Source organism: Paractinoplanes ovalisporus (assembly GCF_016834655.1).
GTDB lineage: Bacteria > Actinomycetota > Actinomycetes > Mycobacteriales > Micromonosporaceae > Actinoplanes > Actinoplanes ovalisporus.
The window spans coordinates 169,916-182,175 of sequence record NZ_JAENHP010000013.1 but is presented as its reverse complement, the minus strand read 5'-3'; the positions used below and the strand labels follow the sequence as shown (position 1 = coordinate 182,175).

Genomic DNA, 12,260 nt, shown 5'->3' with positions numbered 1-12,260 from the left:
AGCCCGTCAACGTGCAGCAGCGAGGCCGAACGTCGACGGCGACGGCCCGTCAGCGTGCAGCAGCGAGGCCGAACGACGACGGCGACACCGACGGAAAGACCTGAGCCAGCGATCCGAAGCCGCACCGCTTCTGCAGAATCTCGCCGATCACGGACCGGTAATCGGTGGTCACCGCCAGGTCGCCGGCCACCAGCGCCCCCGGCGCCAGCCCGGGCCACTTGGCATAGACCTTGCCCCCATTGACCGCCCCACCGAGCAGCAGCATCGCATTGCCGTGCCCGTGATCGGCACCCCGCGAGCCGTTCTCCTGCACCCGCCGCCCGAACTCGCTGATTGTCAGCAGCGTCACCGACTTCATCCCTTCGGGCCCGAGGTCGGCCGCGAACGCCGCCAGCGTCAGCGCCAGCTCGTTCAGGTTGTCGTACATGCGCTGACCCTTGGCCGCCGTGCCCAGCCCCTCGTGCATGTCCCAGTCGCCGCAGTCGACCGAGACCGCGGCCAGGCCCACCTTGGCCTTGACCAGGCGCGCCACGTCGCGCAGCGCGTTGCCGAGCTCGGTCGCCGGATAGGTTGCGGCCGGCGTGTACGCCGTAGCGCGCACACCGGTGGAGGCCGTCAACGCCCGGTCGGCGGCCAGGGCCGGCCCCGACAGCAGCACGGGCGCGTCGGCGTACAGGGAACGCAGCGCCGCCGCCACCGGACGCTTGGCCGACTCCCCGGCCAGCGTGAACTTGTCGACCGACGACATCGAGACCGACGGTGTGGCGCCGGCGAACAACCGGTCCGGCATGGCGTGCCCGACCGAGATCCCGGCCAGCGGTCCGGACGCGCCGCTGACGCCGAGCATCCGCTCGAGCCAGCCGCTGCGGATCGAGGTGCCGGGCGCCGCGTTCTCCATCGCCTCCATGGCCGCGAAGTGCGAGCGGGTCGGGTTGGACTGGCCGACCGCGTGCACGCCGGCCAGTTGGCCGCTCTTCCACAGCGGCAGCAGCGGGGCCAGCGCCGGGTGCAGGCCGAACATGCCGTCACCGGCGATGACCTGGGCCTTGGGCACGCCGATGGTGGGGCGCGCCTTGTAGTAGTCGGTGTCGCCGATCGGGGCCAGCGCCGACAGGCCGTCGAACCCGCCGTGCAGCGAGAGCACGATCAGCGTGTCACCGGTGTAACCGGCGTCGGCGTACGCGAGCTGGGTCGAGACACCCGCCCCGGCCAGACCGGCCAGGGTGGCCGCCCCGAGCAGCCCGCGCCGGGACAGGGTCGTTTCGCCGCAGTCAAACATCTTCCATCACCTCAGCTGGAACGAGGGCGCGTCGAGGACCAGCGCGATCAGGTATGGCGCGTGGCCGGCGAGCGACTTGTCGGATGCGGTCAGAGGACTGGTCGGCAGCTTGCCCGCGACACTGAGCACGGCGGCCGTGTGCTGGGCCGGCAGTTTGGTGCCGACCAGGCGCGTGGCGAGGGCGTCGACCAGCGCGCCGTAGGTGCCCGGCAGCGTCGGGACCAGCGACTTCAGCATGTCGGCGGGCCGCGTGAACCAGCTCGGGTACCAGCCCGCGGCCAGGTTGAGGTGGTTGTTGCAGCGCAGCAGGAAACCGGACGGCGAGGCCCAGGCCGCGGCCACGTCGGGGTAGCCGTTCGGCGGGGCCCACCGGAACGGCGCGTTGCCCGCGTAGACCAGGCCGTTGTAGAGCGCGTCGAGCAGCTGCAGGCCCGACTTCTCCGGTCCCAGCCCGAGCGTCCGGATCGTGGCGGTCAGGTCCTCGATGGGCGTACGGGTCTTCTGCCCGATCGCGGCCGCGAACTCGGGCGAGGTGAACAGGGCCTTGAGCACCGGCTTGATCGCGGTCTTGTTGTCCAGGTAGACCTTGGCGAGCTTGGTGACCAGCGAGGCCGGCGCGACGTCGGCCACGAAGCGCTGGCACAGCTTGGTGGCCAGGCGCTGCGCGGTGGCCGGGTGCATGGCGAGGTGGTCGGCGAAGGCCAGGGCGGCGCTCTCGCCCACGGCGGCGGTCGCGTTGGCGTGCTTGAAGCCGAGGATCTCGACCGCGCCGGTCACGTGCTTGGACCCGTCGTAGAGGTACGCACCGGTGGTCTTGTTGACGGTGAGACCGGTGAGCAGGCGAGCGCCGGCCTGCACGTCCTGCTCGGAGTAGACGAGACCGACCGTGTGCAGCTCCATCAGCTCACGGGCGTAGTTCTCGTTGGGGTGGGCCTTGGTCGACGAGCGGTTGTCCAGGAAGGTGAGCATCGCCGGGTGCTTCATCGAGGCCTTGAGCATGTCGGCGAAGCGCCCGAACGCGTACTTGCGGATGACCTGGGCGTCGTAGTCGGCGCGGCTGTCCCACGTCTGGCTCGACGGCGCGGCCACGTGCAGGTGGTTGGCGAAGAACATGACGGTCATCTCGAACAGCTGCCGGTTGCTCCACGCGGCGCGGGCGACGGCGGCCCGGCCGAGCTGCTTGAACCCGTCGTAGGAGTTCTTGGCCAGCTTCGAGCGTGTGGTGGCGATGCTCGCGCCGGCCAGCGGCAGGCGCGCCATCAGCTCGTCGCAGACCGGGTCGGCGATCTTGGTGGGATCGAGCTGGCGGTCGAGCCAGGCGACGGCGCCGAGCTTGCGGGCCTCGGCCAGCGACTCCGGGGTCGGGCCGAACGTGGCCCGTCGCACCAGGTGCGCGATCGGGTCGGCACTGACGAGAGAGGCGGCGTCGAGGGAAACAGCAGCGGCCTCGGCGGGTGCGGCCAGAACAGTGGCAGCGACAGCGGTGGCGGCACCGGCGGCGAGAAGCGTGCGTCGGGTCGTCATGCCCGACCCTTCGACCCGCGCGTGCCCGTCCGTCGTCCCTGCAACCATGACTAACGGACCCGCAATCCGCCCGCACCCGTACCGCGGGGGCGAAGTCGGACGTACGCTCAAGCCTGTGGATCAGGTTGAATCGGTTCGTACCCCCGCGTCCTGGGTTGTGGTCGGTCTCGACAACGGCGGCACCTGCAACAACGCCACCGTTCTGGACGCGACCGGTCGATATCTGGTCGACAATCTGGTCGAGAATCCGAGCCTGGTGACCGACGGGCCCGAGTCGGCGATCGACCAGCTCGCCGAGGCCTTCCACAACATCCTCGACCTGACCAGCACCCCGCTCACGCTGGTGCGCGCGGTCGGGCTCGACACGCCCGGCCCGGCCAGCGCCAAGGGCGTCATCTCGTCGAAGGGCGCGACCAACTTCAGCATGGTCTCGTGGCACGGCTTCGACATCCGCAGCGCCCTCGAGGCCCGCATCGGCCTGCCGGTCTTCTATCTCAACGACGCCAACGCGGCGGCCCTCTACGCGCACCACCGGCTCTTCGGCGCCGAGGCGATGACCAAGTCGTCGGTCGCCGCGATCGTCGGCACCGGCCTGGGCGGCGGCGTGGTCGAGGACGGCCGCGTGGTCAGCGGCGCCGCGGGCATGGCGGGCGAGCTCGGCCACGTGCAGATCCCGCTGCACGGCGTGCTCGAGGTCGGTCAGCCCGTCCCCGAGTGCAACTGCGGCTTCACCGGCGACGTCGAGAGCATCGCGTCGCTCACCGGCATCAAGAAGAACCTGCTGCCCTACTGGCTCACCCGCTTCCCTGACCACCCGCTCGCGGCCGAGCCCCTGCCTCAGGCCGCCAAACAGCTGCGCTCGTACGCCGAGAAGGAGGACCCGCTGGCCCTGGCGGTCTTCGAGCAGCAGGCGAAGGCGATCGGCAAGCTGTTCACGATCGCCGCCAACTTCACCGACCCCGACGCCTACCTTCTGGGCGGCGGCGTGGTCGAGGCGGCGCCCAAGTTCCGGCAGTGGTTCCTCAACACCGTCCGCGAGAACACCCAGCTGCGCGCCGAGCAGCAGTCCGCGGCCACGTTCGCGCTGGTGGCCGACCTCGACATGGCCGGCGCCCGGGGCGCCGCGGTGGCCGCGCTGGAAGCGGTGCAGAACGGCTGATCTTGCCGCCGGAAGCCGGTTGGCCCATCATGACTGCCTGCCTGATCGAGGGAGGCGTCGGTGGGAGAGGTGACCGGGGGTCGCCGCGCGGCCTGGGTCGCGGGCGGCTATGCGGCGCAGGGCCTCGGCTACGCGGCCCTGGTCACGGCGTTGCCCCAGCTTAAGGAGCGGCAGGGCGTCGACGACACGTACGTCTCGGTGATCCTGTTGCTGGTCTGTGTGGCGGCGGCCGGCGGCTCGGTGGTGGCCGACAAGGTCGCGGCCCGGTGGGGGAGCCGGTTCGCCCTCGCGGGCGGCCTGCTCACGGTCGCGGTGGCGCTTGCGCTGATCACCGTACGGACCCCGGTCGTCGCGTTCAGCGCGGTGCTGATCATCTATGGCGTCGGCCTCGGCGCCGTCGACGCCAGCCTCAACATGCAGGGCGTGCTGGTGCAGGCACGCCTGGGCCGCAGCGTGATGAACCGCCTGTTCGCCGCCTACACCGCCGCCGCGATCATCGCCGCCCTGCTGATGTCCGCGTTCGCGGCGGGCGGGGCGGGCGCGTCGGTCGCGGTCGGCGTCGCGTCACTCTTCGCTTTCGCGTACGTGGTGACGGCCTGGCACGCGCTGGAACCGGCTCGCACGGTGGCGGCCCATCATCCGGCCCACGTGACGGGGACCGGAACCCGGCGCATCATTCTGGTCTGCGGCGCGTTCGTCTTCACCGGCTTCCTCGCCGACTCCGCGATCAGCACCTGGAGCTCGATCTATCTCGACGACTCCCTGGCCGCCCCGGTCGCCGTGGCCCCGCTCGGTTACGCCGCCTACCAGGCCACCGTCCTGCTGTCCCGCCTGACCGGCGACCACCTGGTGCCACGTCTGGGCCGCACCACCGCCGTCACCGCCGCCCTGCTGATCTGCGCCTTGGGCTGTGGCCTGGTCACCGCCGTGCCCTCGATCGCGGTCGCCATCGCCGGGTTCGCCCTGGCCGGCCTGGGCGTGGGCCTGCTCATCCCGCTGGCCTTCAGCGCCGCCGGTGAGGCCGCCGCCGGTCGCAGCGACGAGGTCATCGCCCGGGTCAACCTGTTCAACTATGGCGGCGCATTGCTCGGGGCCGTGCTGTTGGGCGCCCTCTCCGAGCCGGTCGGCCTGCGCCTGGCGTTCCTCATTCCGGTGCTGGGCCTGCTGCTCACGCTGCCGGTGGTCCGTGCGCTGCGCCATCTGCCGGCCGCCCCGGCGATCGCGGCACCCACGGTGATTGGTAAGTAACCGTTACGGATCATCGACATTTATAGATATTGACGATCTTCTTCAGTAGCGTCGGTCGTGCCGTCCGCGGCCGGGGGGCCGCCGATGGGCTGAAGGGGGAAATTGATGCGAAGAAGCATCGCGACCGTCTCCGTGGCCGTTCTGGGCCTCGCGCTGATCACGCCGGGGGCCGCACACGCCGAACCGTCGCCGTCCGGTGACCCGTTGAGCCCGGCCGACCAGGCCTCGCTCGCCGCGGGTGTCGGGATCGCGCCCAAGGCTCCGTACGGGGCGAAACCCAAGGGACCCAACCCGTTCCTGGCCGAGGTGGCCGATCCGGCCAAGGTCGACTACTCGGGCTGGGTCAACTACATGAAGACCCAGTCCCAGGCCAAGGCCGCGGCCCGGCTCAGCGCCCAGAAAGCGGCGGGCAAGGCGGCCAAGGCGGCCACCCCACCCGTGGTGGTCGACGAGGACGAACTGCCCGGCACCTCCGGCGGCAACGACATCCCGGTCAACGCGCAACGGATCACCGGCTACGGTACGGGCTCGGGTCAGTTCTCGAAGCTCCGCATCCTGGGCAGCCTCGACAACGAGACGGTGAGCACGCCCACGGTCGCCCCGGCGCCCGAGGACGACGGCTCGATCACGCTCGCGGGCGCCACCGGGATCGGCGTCGGCACGCAGCGCGGAGCCGTGATCAACTCGCAGATCGGCGACGGCCCGCACGGGCGGCAGACCGGCGACGGCAGCAACGACTTCGACTTCTTCAAGATCACCGCGCAGGCCGGCAAGACCCTGACGGTCCAGACCGCGACCCCGACCGGGCCGCTGGACACGGTGCTGCAGCTGTTCGCCCCGGACGGCACGCTGCTCGCGGTGAACGACGACTTCGGCGGCCTGGACAGCAAGATCACGTACCAGGTGCCCGCCACCGGTGACTTCTATGCGGCCGTCGCGGCGTACGGCGGCCTGCCCGCCGACCCGTTCGACTCGGGCAGCGGCGGCGGCATCGGCGACCCGACCCCGCCCACCGAGGGCCCGTACACGCTGACCGCCACCTCGGCCGGTGTCGACCAGGACTTCTTCGCCGTCAAGCTCAAGGCCGGCGATGTCATCGGCTCCTCGGTCAAGGGCTCCGCGACGTACCTGACCGTCTATGACACCGTGCCGCGTGAGGCGCACGGCTCGCGTCAGGACGCCTCCTTCATCTACCCGGCCGACTCGCCGCTGCCGGCCGGTGGCAACGCCGTGACCGACTACGTCGCGACCAAGGCCGGTTGGCACTACGTCGGCGTCGCGACCGGTTCCGGGGCGTACGACATCACGGTCGAGGCCTACCGTCCGGTGCTGCAGGGCGCCAAGCCGGTGCAGACGCTCTACCTGGACTTCGACGGCGCCCGGGTGAACACCGCCGTGCTCGGCGGCGCCGGCAACCGCGACCTCAGCCCGCTGGCCGCCTTCCTGACCAGCTGGGGCCTGACCCGCGCCGACGAGGACGCCCTGATCGACGCCGTCGTCGCCGGGGTCACCGAGAACATCAAGCACGACCTCGAGGCGAGCGGTCTGAACAACAAGTTCAAGATCAAGATTGCCGACAGCAAGAACAACGCCGACCAGTGGGGCAAGGCGAACGTCAGCCGGGTCGTGGTCGGCGGCACGATCGACGAGTCGGGCATCGACACGATCGGCATCGCGCAGAGCATCGACCCGGGCAACTTCGAGACCGAAGAGACCGCCCTGGTGCTGCTCGACGTGCTGAGCTCGCCCGCCGACTCGACGCCGGCCTCGCTCAACACCTACCTCGGGCCCACCAGCGACCGCCTCGCGTTCGTCGCCCAAGGCCTGAGCAACGTGATCGCGCACGAGGCCGGGCACTTCTTCGGCAACTTCCACACCGACAACCAGGACGAGTTGCCGAACCTGATGGACGCGGGCGGCACCGGCTTCGGCACGCTGTTCGGCGTCGGACCGGACAACATCGGAGGCACGGCCGATGACGTCGACGTCGACTTCGGCGACAGCACGTTCCTGCCGGCCGAGGGCTTCGTCGGCACCGAGGACACGCTGGGCCGCATCGTCTTCGGCGTAACCAGCTAAATCCCCGTACGGGGAAACCGCTCTGGGGGGTTTAGTCCTTCAGGGCGGTTTCCACGTCGGGGAACAGGGCCAGATAGTCGGTGAGGCCCAGGGTGTCGAACAGGCGCCGCAGGAAGCCGGACGGCGCGGCCAGACGCACCCAGCCGTCGCGTTCGGTGGCCCGCCCGTGGGCGGTGACCAGCACGCCGACTCCCATCGAGTCGCAGAAGTCCAGCCCGGAGACGTCGACCACGACCCGGGGGGACGGGCGGTCGACCAGGCGGGCGAGATTCGCCTTGAGCACGGGCGCGGTGTCGATGTCGAGCGAACCGCGCAGCACCAGCACGGCCGTGTTCGGCGGGTGGTGCGCGACGGAGACCTGCATGGTGTTTCGCTTTCGGTATGGAGCTGCGGGGGCGGATCGTGCGGGATCGATCAAGCGGGCGGACAGGGGTCGGTGTGGTCTCAGCCTAGGCGAGGCGGGCCCTGATGGCCGAATCGGCTACTCGGGAGTAAGTTGCTGCTGTGAGTCTTGATGCGGGTGACGTCGTCGACGATTTCGAACTCGAGGACCAGGACGGCGTGCCCCGGCGGCTGAGCGCGCTGCTGGCCGACGGTCCGGTGGTGCTGTTCTTCTATCCGGCCGCCATGACGTCGGGCTGCACGGCCGAGGCCTGCAACTTCCGTGACCTGGGGGCCGAGTTCCGCGAGGCGGGCGCGCAGCGGGTCGGCATCAGCCGCGACAAGCCGGCCAGGCAGAAGCAGTTCTCCGACCTGCACGGCTTCGACTACCCGCTGCTCAGCGACCCCGACGGCGCCGTCGCGTCGAAGATGGGCGTCAAGCGCAAGCTGCCGCTGGGCCCGCTCAGCACGAAGCGGATGACCTTCGTGATCGACACCGACCGGCGCGTTCTCGAGGTCATCCACTCCGAGCGGGACATGACCGAGCACGCCGCGAGGGCCCTGGAAGCCCTCGCGGCGAAAAAGAACGCTTAAATACTGTTCTTCCAGGCCCGGCCCGAACGCCCGATCAGCCGGTCGGCGTCGGCCGGGCCCCACGAGGCGGCCTCATAGGTCGGGATGGGCGAGTTGTCGGACGCCCAGTGCTCGATGATCGGGTCGACCACGCGCCACGACTGCTCGACCTCGTCGCTGCGGATGAACAGCGTCGGGTCGCCCAGCAGCGCGTCGAGCAGCAGGCGCTCGTACGCCTCGGGGCTCTCCTCGGCGAACGTCTGCTCGTACGAGAAGTCCATCGACGCCGTACGGACGCGGAACGAGTGCCCCGGCACCTTGGCGCCGAACCGCAGCGAGATGCCCTCGTTGGGCTGGATGCGCAGGATCAGCGCGTCGGCCTCGAGACCGGTCAACTGGTCCTGCGGGATGGGCAGGTGCGGGGGCCGCTGGAACTGCAGCGCCACCTCGGTCACCCGGGCGGGCAACCTCTTTCCCGTACGCACGTAGAACGGCACCCCGGCCCAGCGCCAGTTGTCGACGTTGAGCCGCATGGCCGCGTACGTCTCGGTGCGCGACAGCGGGTCGACGCCCACCTCTTCGCGGTAGCCGGCCATCAGGTCGTCGCGGGTGCCGCCGCGGGTGTACTGGCCGCGCACCGCCAGGTCGGCGATGTCACGGTTGGTGGGCAGCCGGATCGCCTGCAGCAGCTTCACCTTCTCGTTGCGCAGGCCCTCGGCCTCGAACGACGCCGGCGGCTCCATGAGGGCGAGCGCGAGCACCTGCAGCACGTGGTTCTGCACGATGTCGCGCATCGCGCCGGCGTGCTCGTAGAAGCCGCCGCGGGTGCCGACGCCCAGCGTCTCGGCCACCGTGATCTGCACGTGGTCGACCCAGGAGCGGTCCCAGATCGGCTGGAAGATCGAGTTGGCGAAGCGCAGCGCGAGGACGTTCTGCACCGTGTCTTTGCCCAGGTAGTGGTCGATGCGGAAGACCTGGGGCTCGTCGAACGACCCGTGCACGACGGCGTCGAGCTCGCGGGCACTCGGGAGGTCGCGGCCGTACGGCTTCTCGATCACCAGCCGCGAGAAGGAGCCCTCGCGCGCGTGGTTGAGGCCGGCGCCGGCCAGCCCGTGGATCACCGGCTCGAACGCCTCGGCCGGGGTCGACAGGTAGAACAGGCGGTTGCCCGCCGTGCCCCGCTGGGCGTCGAGCTCGTCGAGGGTCTCGGCGAGGCGCTTGTACGTGTCGGGGTCGTCGTAGCCGCCCGAAACGTACCGGATTCCGCCCTGAAGCTGGGCTTTGTCGGTTAGGGTGCGGTCGCCGAGCGCGCTGGCCGCGAACTGCTCGTCGGCCATCGGTGTGCGCGCGACGCCGACCAGCGCGAACTGGCTGGGCAGGCGATTGTGCCGGGCGAGGCTCTCCACGGCCGGCAGGAGCTTGCGGCGGGTCAGGTCGCCCGAGGCGCCGAAGATCACCAGTGTGGCGGGCGGGGCGCTGCGCTCCTGAATGAGCTGAGGGGCGTTGTCCATGGTTATTACGTGTCCTCCGACCGTTGGGACCGTCCGGGAAAACTCTACGCAGCGTGGAGCCGGAAAGGTTCACATCCATCCCCCGATGCGACCCGGAATACAGCGACAAAAGTGGCAAACTGGGGTGTACCTGGTCTGCTCCTGAGGGGGACTCGTGAAGTACCGGCTCGTGACGCGCAGCGACTTCGACGGTTTGGTCTGCGCGGTGCTGCTGCGCCACCTCGACATGATCGGGGACATCAAGTTCGTCCACCCCAAGGACGTCCAGGACGGGGAGGTCGAGGTCACCGAGAACGACATCCTCACCAACCTCCCGTACGCACCGGGCGCGTACATGGTGTTCGACCATCATCACTCGGAGACGTTGCGTAACGAGGGCAACCTCGACAATCACGTGATCGACGCCGACGCGCCGTCCGCGGCCCGGGTGATCTACGAGCACTTCGGCGGCAAGGCGCGCTTCCCCAAGGTCTCCGACGACCTGATGCGCGCGGTCGACCAGGCCGACTCGGCCGACTACTCGCTCTCCGACGTGCTCAGCCCCTCGGGCTGGACGCTGCTCAACTTCCTGATGGACAGCCGCACCGGGCTGGGCCGCTTCCGCGACTTCACCATCTCGAACTACCAGCTGATGATGCAGCTGATCGACGCCTGCCTGGAGATCCAGGACGTCGCCGACATCCTGGCCCTGCCCGACGTCAAGGAACGGGCCGACCTCTTCCACGAGCAGCACGACCTGTTCGTCAAGCAGCTGAGGCGGGTCTGTCACCTCGAGGACGACGTGGTCGTGGTCGACCTGCGCGACGAGGAGGTCATCCACGCCGGCAACCGCTTCATGGTGTACGCGCTGTTCCCCGAGTCGCGGGTGTCGGTGCACATCATCTGGGGCCGGCAGAAGCTCAACACCGTCTTCGCCTGCGGCAAGTCGATCCTCGACCGCACGTCGCCGGTCGATGTCGGCGAGGTCATGCTGCGCTACGGCGGGGGCGGGCACATCGCGGCCGGAACCTGCCAGGTGCCGCACGAGGACAGCGAGCGGGTCGAACGCGAGATCGTGGACGCGCTCAAGACGCCGCGGACCGTCTCGGTCTGAGACGGCCCGCGGCGGGAGATACTCGGGGGACGGGAGAAACTCCCGCCCCCCGTTCGCGGATCGTGGGTCATGCCCATTGACCCCATCCGCCGGTCGTGCGCCGCGCCCCACGCGCGCCATCACGACTTTCGTCCCGCGTCCACCAGCGCGGGAGCGTCTTTGTCAGCCCTTGTAGGCCCACTTGCTGTTGCCGCTGCCGGCCGTGACCGGCTCCTTCTCCTCGGCGGCGGTCTCCTCCTCCGGGGTTTCCTCGGTGGGGGAGTCGTCGGTGTCGTCGTCGGCGCGGTGACGGCTGCGGTACATGACCACGGCCCCGCCCAGCAGGGCCAGCCCGGCGACGACCCAGCCCGCGATCGACCAGATCGACGGGCCGCGGTCGGCCTCCTCGATGGCGGCCTTGAACAGCTCCGCCTCCTGGGCGGCCTGCTCGCCGGCCGTGGTGCCGGTGGCGGCGCCGCCGTGGTGACCAGCCGGCGCCGCGGCGCCGGCCGGGGCGGGCGTCAGGGTCAGCGTGGCCGGGGGCTCGGCCGGGCCGGCCTTGCCGTCCGCGTAGGACGTGGAGATCGTGAACTGCATCGAGCTCAGCGTCGGCAGCGGCCCGATGGCGATCCGCACGACGGTGCTCGCGCCGGGGGCGAGATCTTTGCCGGGCGCCGCGGTCCACTCGATCGCCGAGGCGGTCTCGGTGGTCGGGGTGTCGCCGTGCAACGTCGGCAGGGCGGTCGACAGCTTGCGCTGCTGGATCAGGGGACCCCAGTTGTCGATCGAGAGCGGGTAGATCTCGGCGACCGGAGTGTCTTCCGGGATCTGGAGCCTGATCTTGTGGACCGGTTTGTCGCCCTTGTTGGTGACCTTGAAATCGAGGTTGTCACCGCTGCCTTGGACCGCTGTCGTCGGCGAGACCGTCACGTCGGCGAAGGCCGGGGTGGCGGCGAGCGCGCCGAGAGCGGCGGCGACGACCGGTACGCCCGCAAGACGGGCCAGCTGAGAATGCCTCACGGGGGGTAGTTCGGATCACACGGCCCAAAGGTTCAACGCCCCCGGAAAACTTTTCTGAACGCCTGGCGGATGATGGCGGGATGCGTGACGTGCCGATCGACGGCGACATGATCAGACTCGGTCAGTTCCTCAAGCTCGCCGACCTCATCGACACCGGTGGCGAGGGCAAGGTCCTCATCGCCTCGGGCGACGTGTCGGTCAACGGCGAGGTGGACACCCGCCGGGGCCGCCAGTTGCACCCGGGCGACGTGGTCGAGGTCTTCGGACGACAGGCCCGAGTGGCCTCCACATAGGACCTTCGGGGGAATCCCGACGCAGCGTGACGAAAGGTTGACATCCTGTCGATCTCAGGCATGTACTGATGCCCGGTGTGTTACTGGCGTCACACTTTTGGGTAGGTGACGCCGAAACGGA

At 69.9% G+C, this 12,260-nt stretch carries 11 protein-coding genes; 6 read left to right on the top strand and 5 right to left on the bottom strand.

Annotated elements, in window-relative coordinates; translation table 11 throughout:
• Nucleotides 1-49: 49 nt before the first annotated feature.
• Together JIG36_RS32070 and JIG36_RS32065 are read right to left on the bottom strand one after the other, a co-directional pair.
• Nucleotides 50-1,279, bottom strand: coding sequence for a DUF1501 domain-containing protein (locus JIG36_RS32070; RefSeq protein WP_203380142.1), 1,230 nt, complete (start codon nt 1,277-1,279; stop codon nt 50-52).
• 6 nt (nt 1,280-1,285) lie between these two features.
• Nucleotides 1,286-2,803, bottom strand: coding sequence for a DUF1800 domain-containing protein (locus tag JIG36_RS32065; protein WP_203380141.1), 1,518 nt, complete (start codon nt 2,801-2,803; stop codon nt 1,286-1,288).
• Between the two features lie 115 nt (nt 2,804-2,918).
• Here JIG36_RS32065 and JIG36_RS32060 point away from each other — a divergent pair, with 115 nt between their 5' ends.
• The 3 genes from JIG36_RS32060 to JIG36_RS32050 all read left to right on the top strand — a co-directional run bounded on the left by JIG36_RS32060 (nt 2,919) and on the right by JIG36_RS32050 (nt 7,289).
• Nucleotides 2,919-3,962 (top strand): ROK family protein, encoded by a 1,044-nt coding sequence (locus tag JIG36_RS32060; RefSeq protein ID WP_203380140.1) that lies wholly within the window; start codon nt 2,919-2,921, stop codon nt 3,960-3,962.
• A gap of 60 nt (nt 3,963-4,022) precedes the next feature.
• A complete protein-coding gene (locus JIG36_RS54300) occupies nt 4,023-5,210 on the top strand; it encodes an MFS transporter (protein WP_203380139.1) in 1,188 nt (395 codons plus the stop codon).
• 105 nt (nt 5,211-5,315) lie between these two features.
• Complete coding sequence (locus tag JIG36_RS32050) at nt 5,316-7,289, top strand: PPC domain-containing protein (protein ID WP_203380138.1); 1,974 nt, start codon at nt 5,316-5,318, stop codon at nt 7,287-7,289.
• A gap of 31 nt (nt 7,290-7,320) precedes the next feature.
• On the opposite strand, the gene JIG36_RS32045 is transcribed toward JIG36_RS32050, so the two are convergent.
• On the bottom strand, nt 7,321-7,653 hold the full coding sequence (locus JIG36_RS32045; protein ID WP_133877285.1) for an STAS domain-containing protein: 333 nt from the start codon (nt 7,651-7,653) through the stop codon (nt 7,321-7,323).
• A gap of 140 nt (nt 7,654-7,793) precedes the next feature.
• Between JIG36_RS32045 and JIG36_RS32040 the strand changes: the two genes are divergently transcribed.
• The gene (locus tag JIG36_RS32040; RefSeq protein WP_203380137.1) at nt 7,794-8,264 is read left to right on the top strand and encodes a peroxiredoxin; all 471 of its coding nucleotides are present in this window, start codon (nt 7,794-7,796) and stop codon (nt 8,262-8,264) included.
• On the opposite strand, the gene zwf is transcribed toward JIG36_RS32040, so the two are convergent.
• Nucleotides 8,261-9,754: a glucose-6-phosphate dehydrogenase gene (zwf, locus tag JIG36_RS32035; RefSeq protein ID WP_203380136.1), complete on the bottom strand. Its 1,494-nt coding sequence runs from the start codon at nt 9,752-9,754 to the stop codon at nt 8,261-8,263. The genes JIG36_RS32040 and zwf overlap by 4 nt on opposite strands.
• Before the next feature lie 154 nt (nt 9,755-9,908).
• On the opposite strand from zwf, the gene JIG36_RS32030 reads away from it, so the two are divergent.
• Nucleotides 9,909-10,847 carry an exopolyphosphatase gene (locus JIG36_RS32030; RefSeq protein WP_203380135.1) on the top strand — a complete coding sequence of 313 codons (939 nt, stop codon included), beginning with the start codon at nt 9,909-9,911 and terminating at the stop codon, nt 10,845-10,847.
• Nucleotides 10,848-11,009: 162 nt separating this feature from the next.
• Here the strand turns inward: JIG36_RS32030 and JIG36_RS32025 are convergent, their stop codons facing one another.
• Nucleotides 11,010-11,846, bottom strand: a complete 837-nt coding sequence (locus JIG36_RS32025) for a DUF1775 domain-containing protein (RefSeq protein ID WP_203380134.1) — start codon at nt 11,844-11,846, stop codon at nt 11,010-11,012.
• Nucleotides 11,847-11,926: 80 nt separating this feature from the next.
• On the opposite strand from JIG36_RS32025, the gene JIG36_RS32020 reads away from it, so the two are divergent.
• A complete protein-coding gene (locus tag JIG36_RS32020) occupies nt 11,927-12,139 on the top strand; it encodes an RNA-binding S4 domain-containing protein (RefSeq protein ID WP_203380133.1) in 213 nt (70 codons plus the stop codon).
• The last annotated feature ends 121 nt before the right edge of the window (nt 12,140-12,260 follow it).

Excerpts from the sequence above, each read along its gene's own strand:
- JIG36_RS32050 (WP_203380138.1), top strand. The coding sequence starts at position 5,316 with ATGCGAAGAAGCATCGCGACCGTCTCCGTGGCCGTTCTGGGCCTCGCG.
- zwf (WP_203380136.1), bottom strand. The coding sequence starts at position 9,754 with ATGGACAACGCCCCTCAGCTCATTCAGGAGCGCAGCGCCCCGCCCGCC.
- JIG36_RS32020 (WP_203380133.1), top strand. The coding sequence starts at position 11,927 with ATGCGTGACGTGCCGATCGACGGCGACATGATCAGACTCGGTCAGTTC.
- JIG36_RS32065 (WP_203380141.1), bottom strand. The coding sequence starts at position 2,803 with ATGACGACCCGACGCACGCTTCTCGCCGCCGGTGCCGCCACCGCTGTC.
- JIG36_RS32045 (WP_133877285.1), bottom strand. The coding sequence starts at position 7,653 with ATGCAGGTCTCCGTCGCGCACCACCCGCCGAACACGGCCGTGCTGGTG.
- JIG36_RS32070 (WP_203380142.1), bottom strand. The coding sequence starts at position 1,279 with ATGTTTGACTGCGGCGAAACGACCCTGTCCCGGCGCGGGCTGCTCGGG.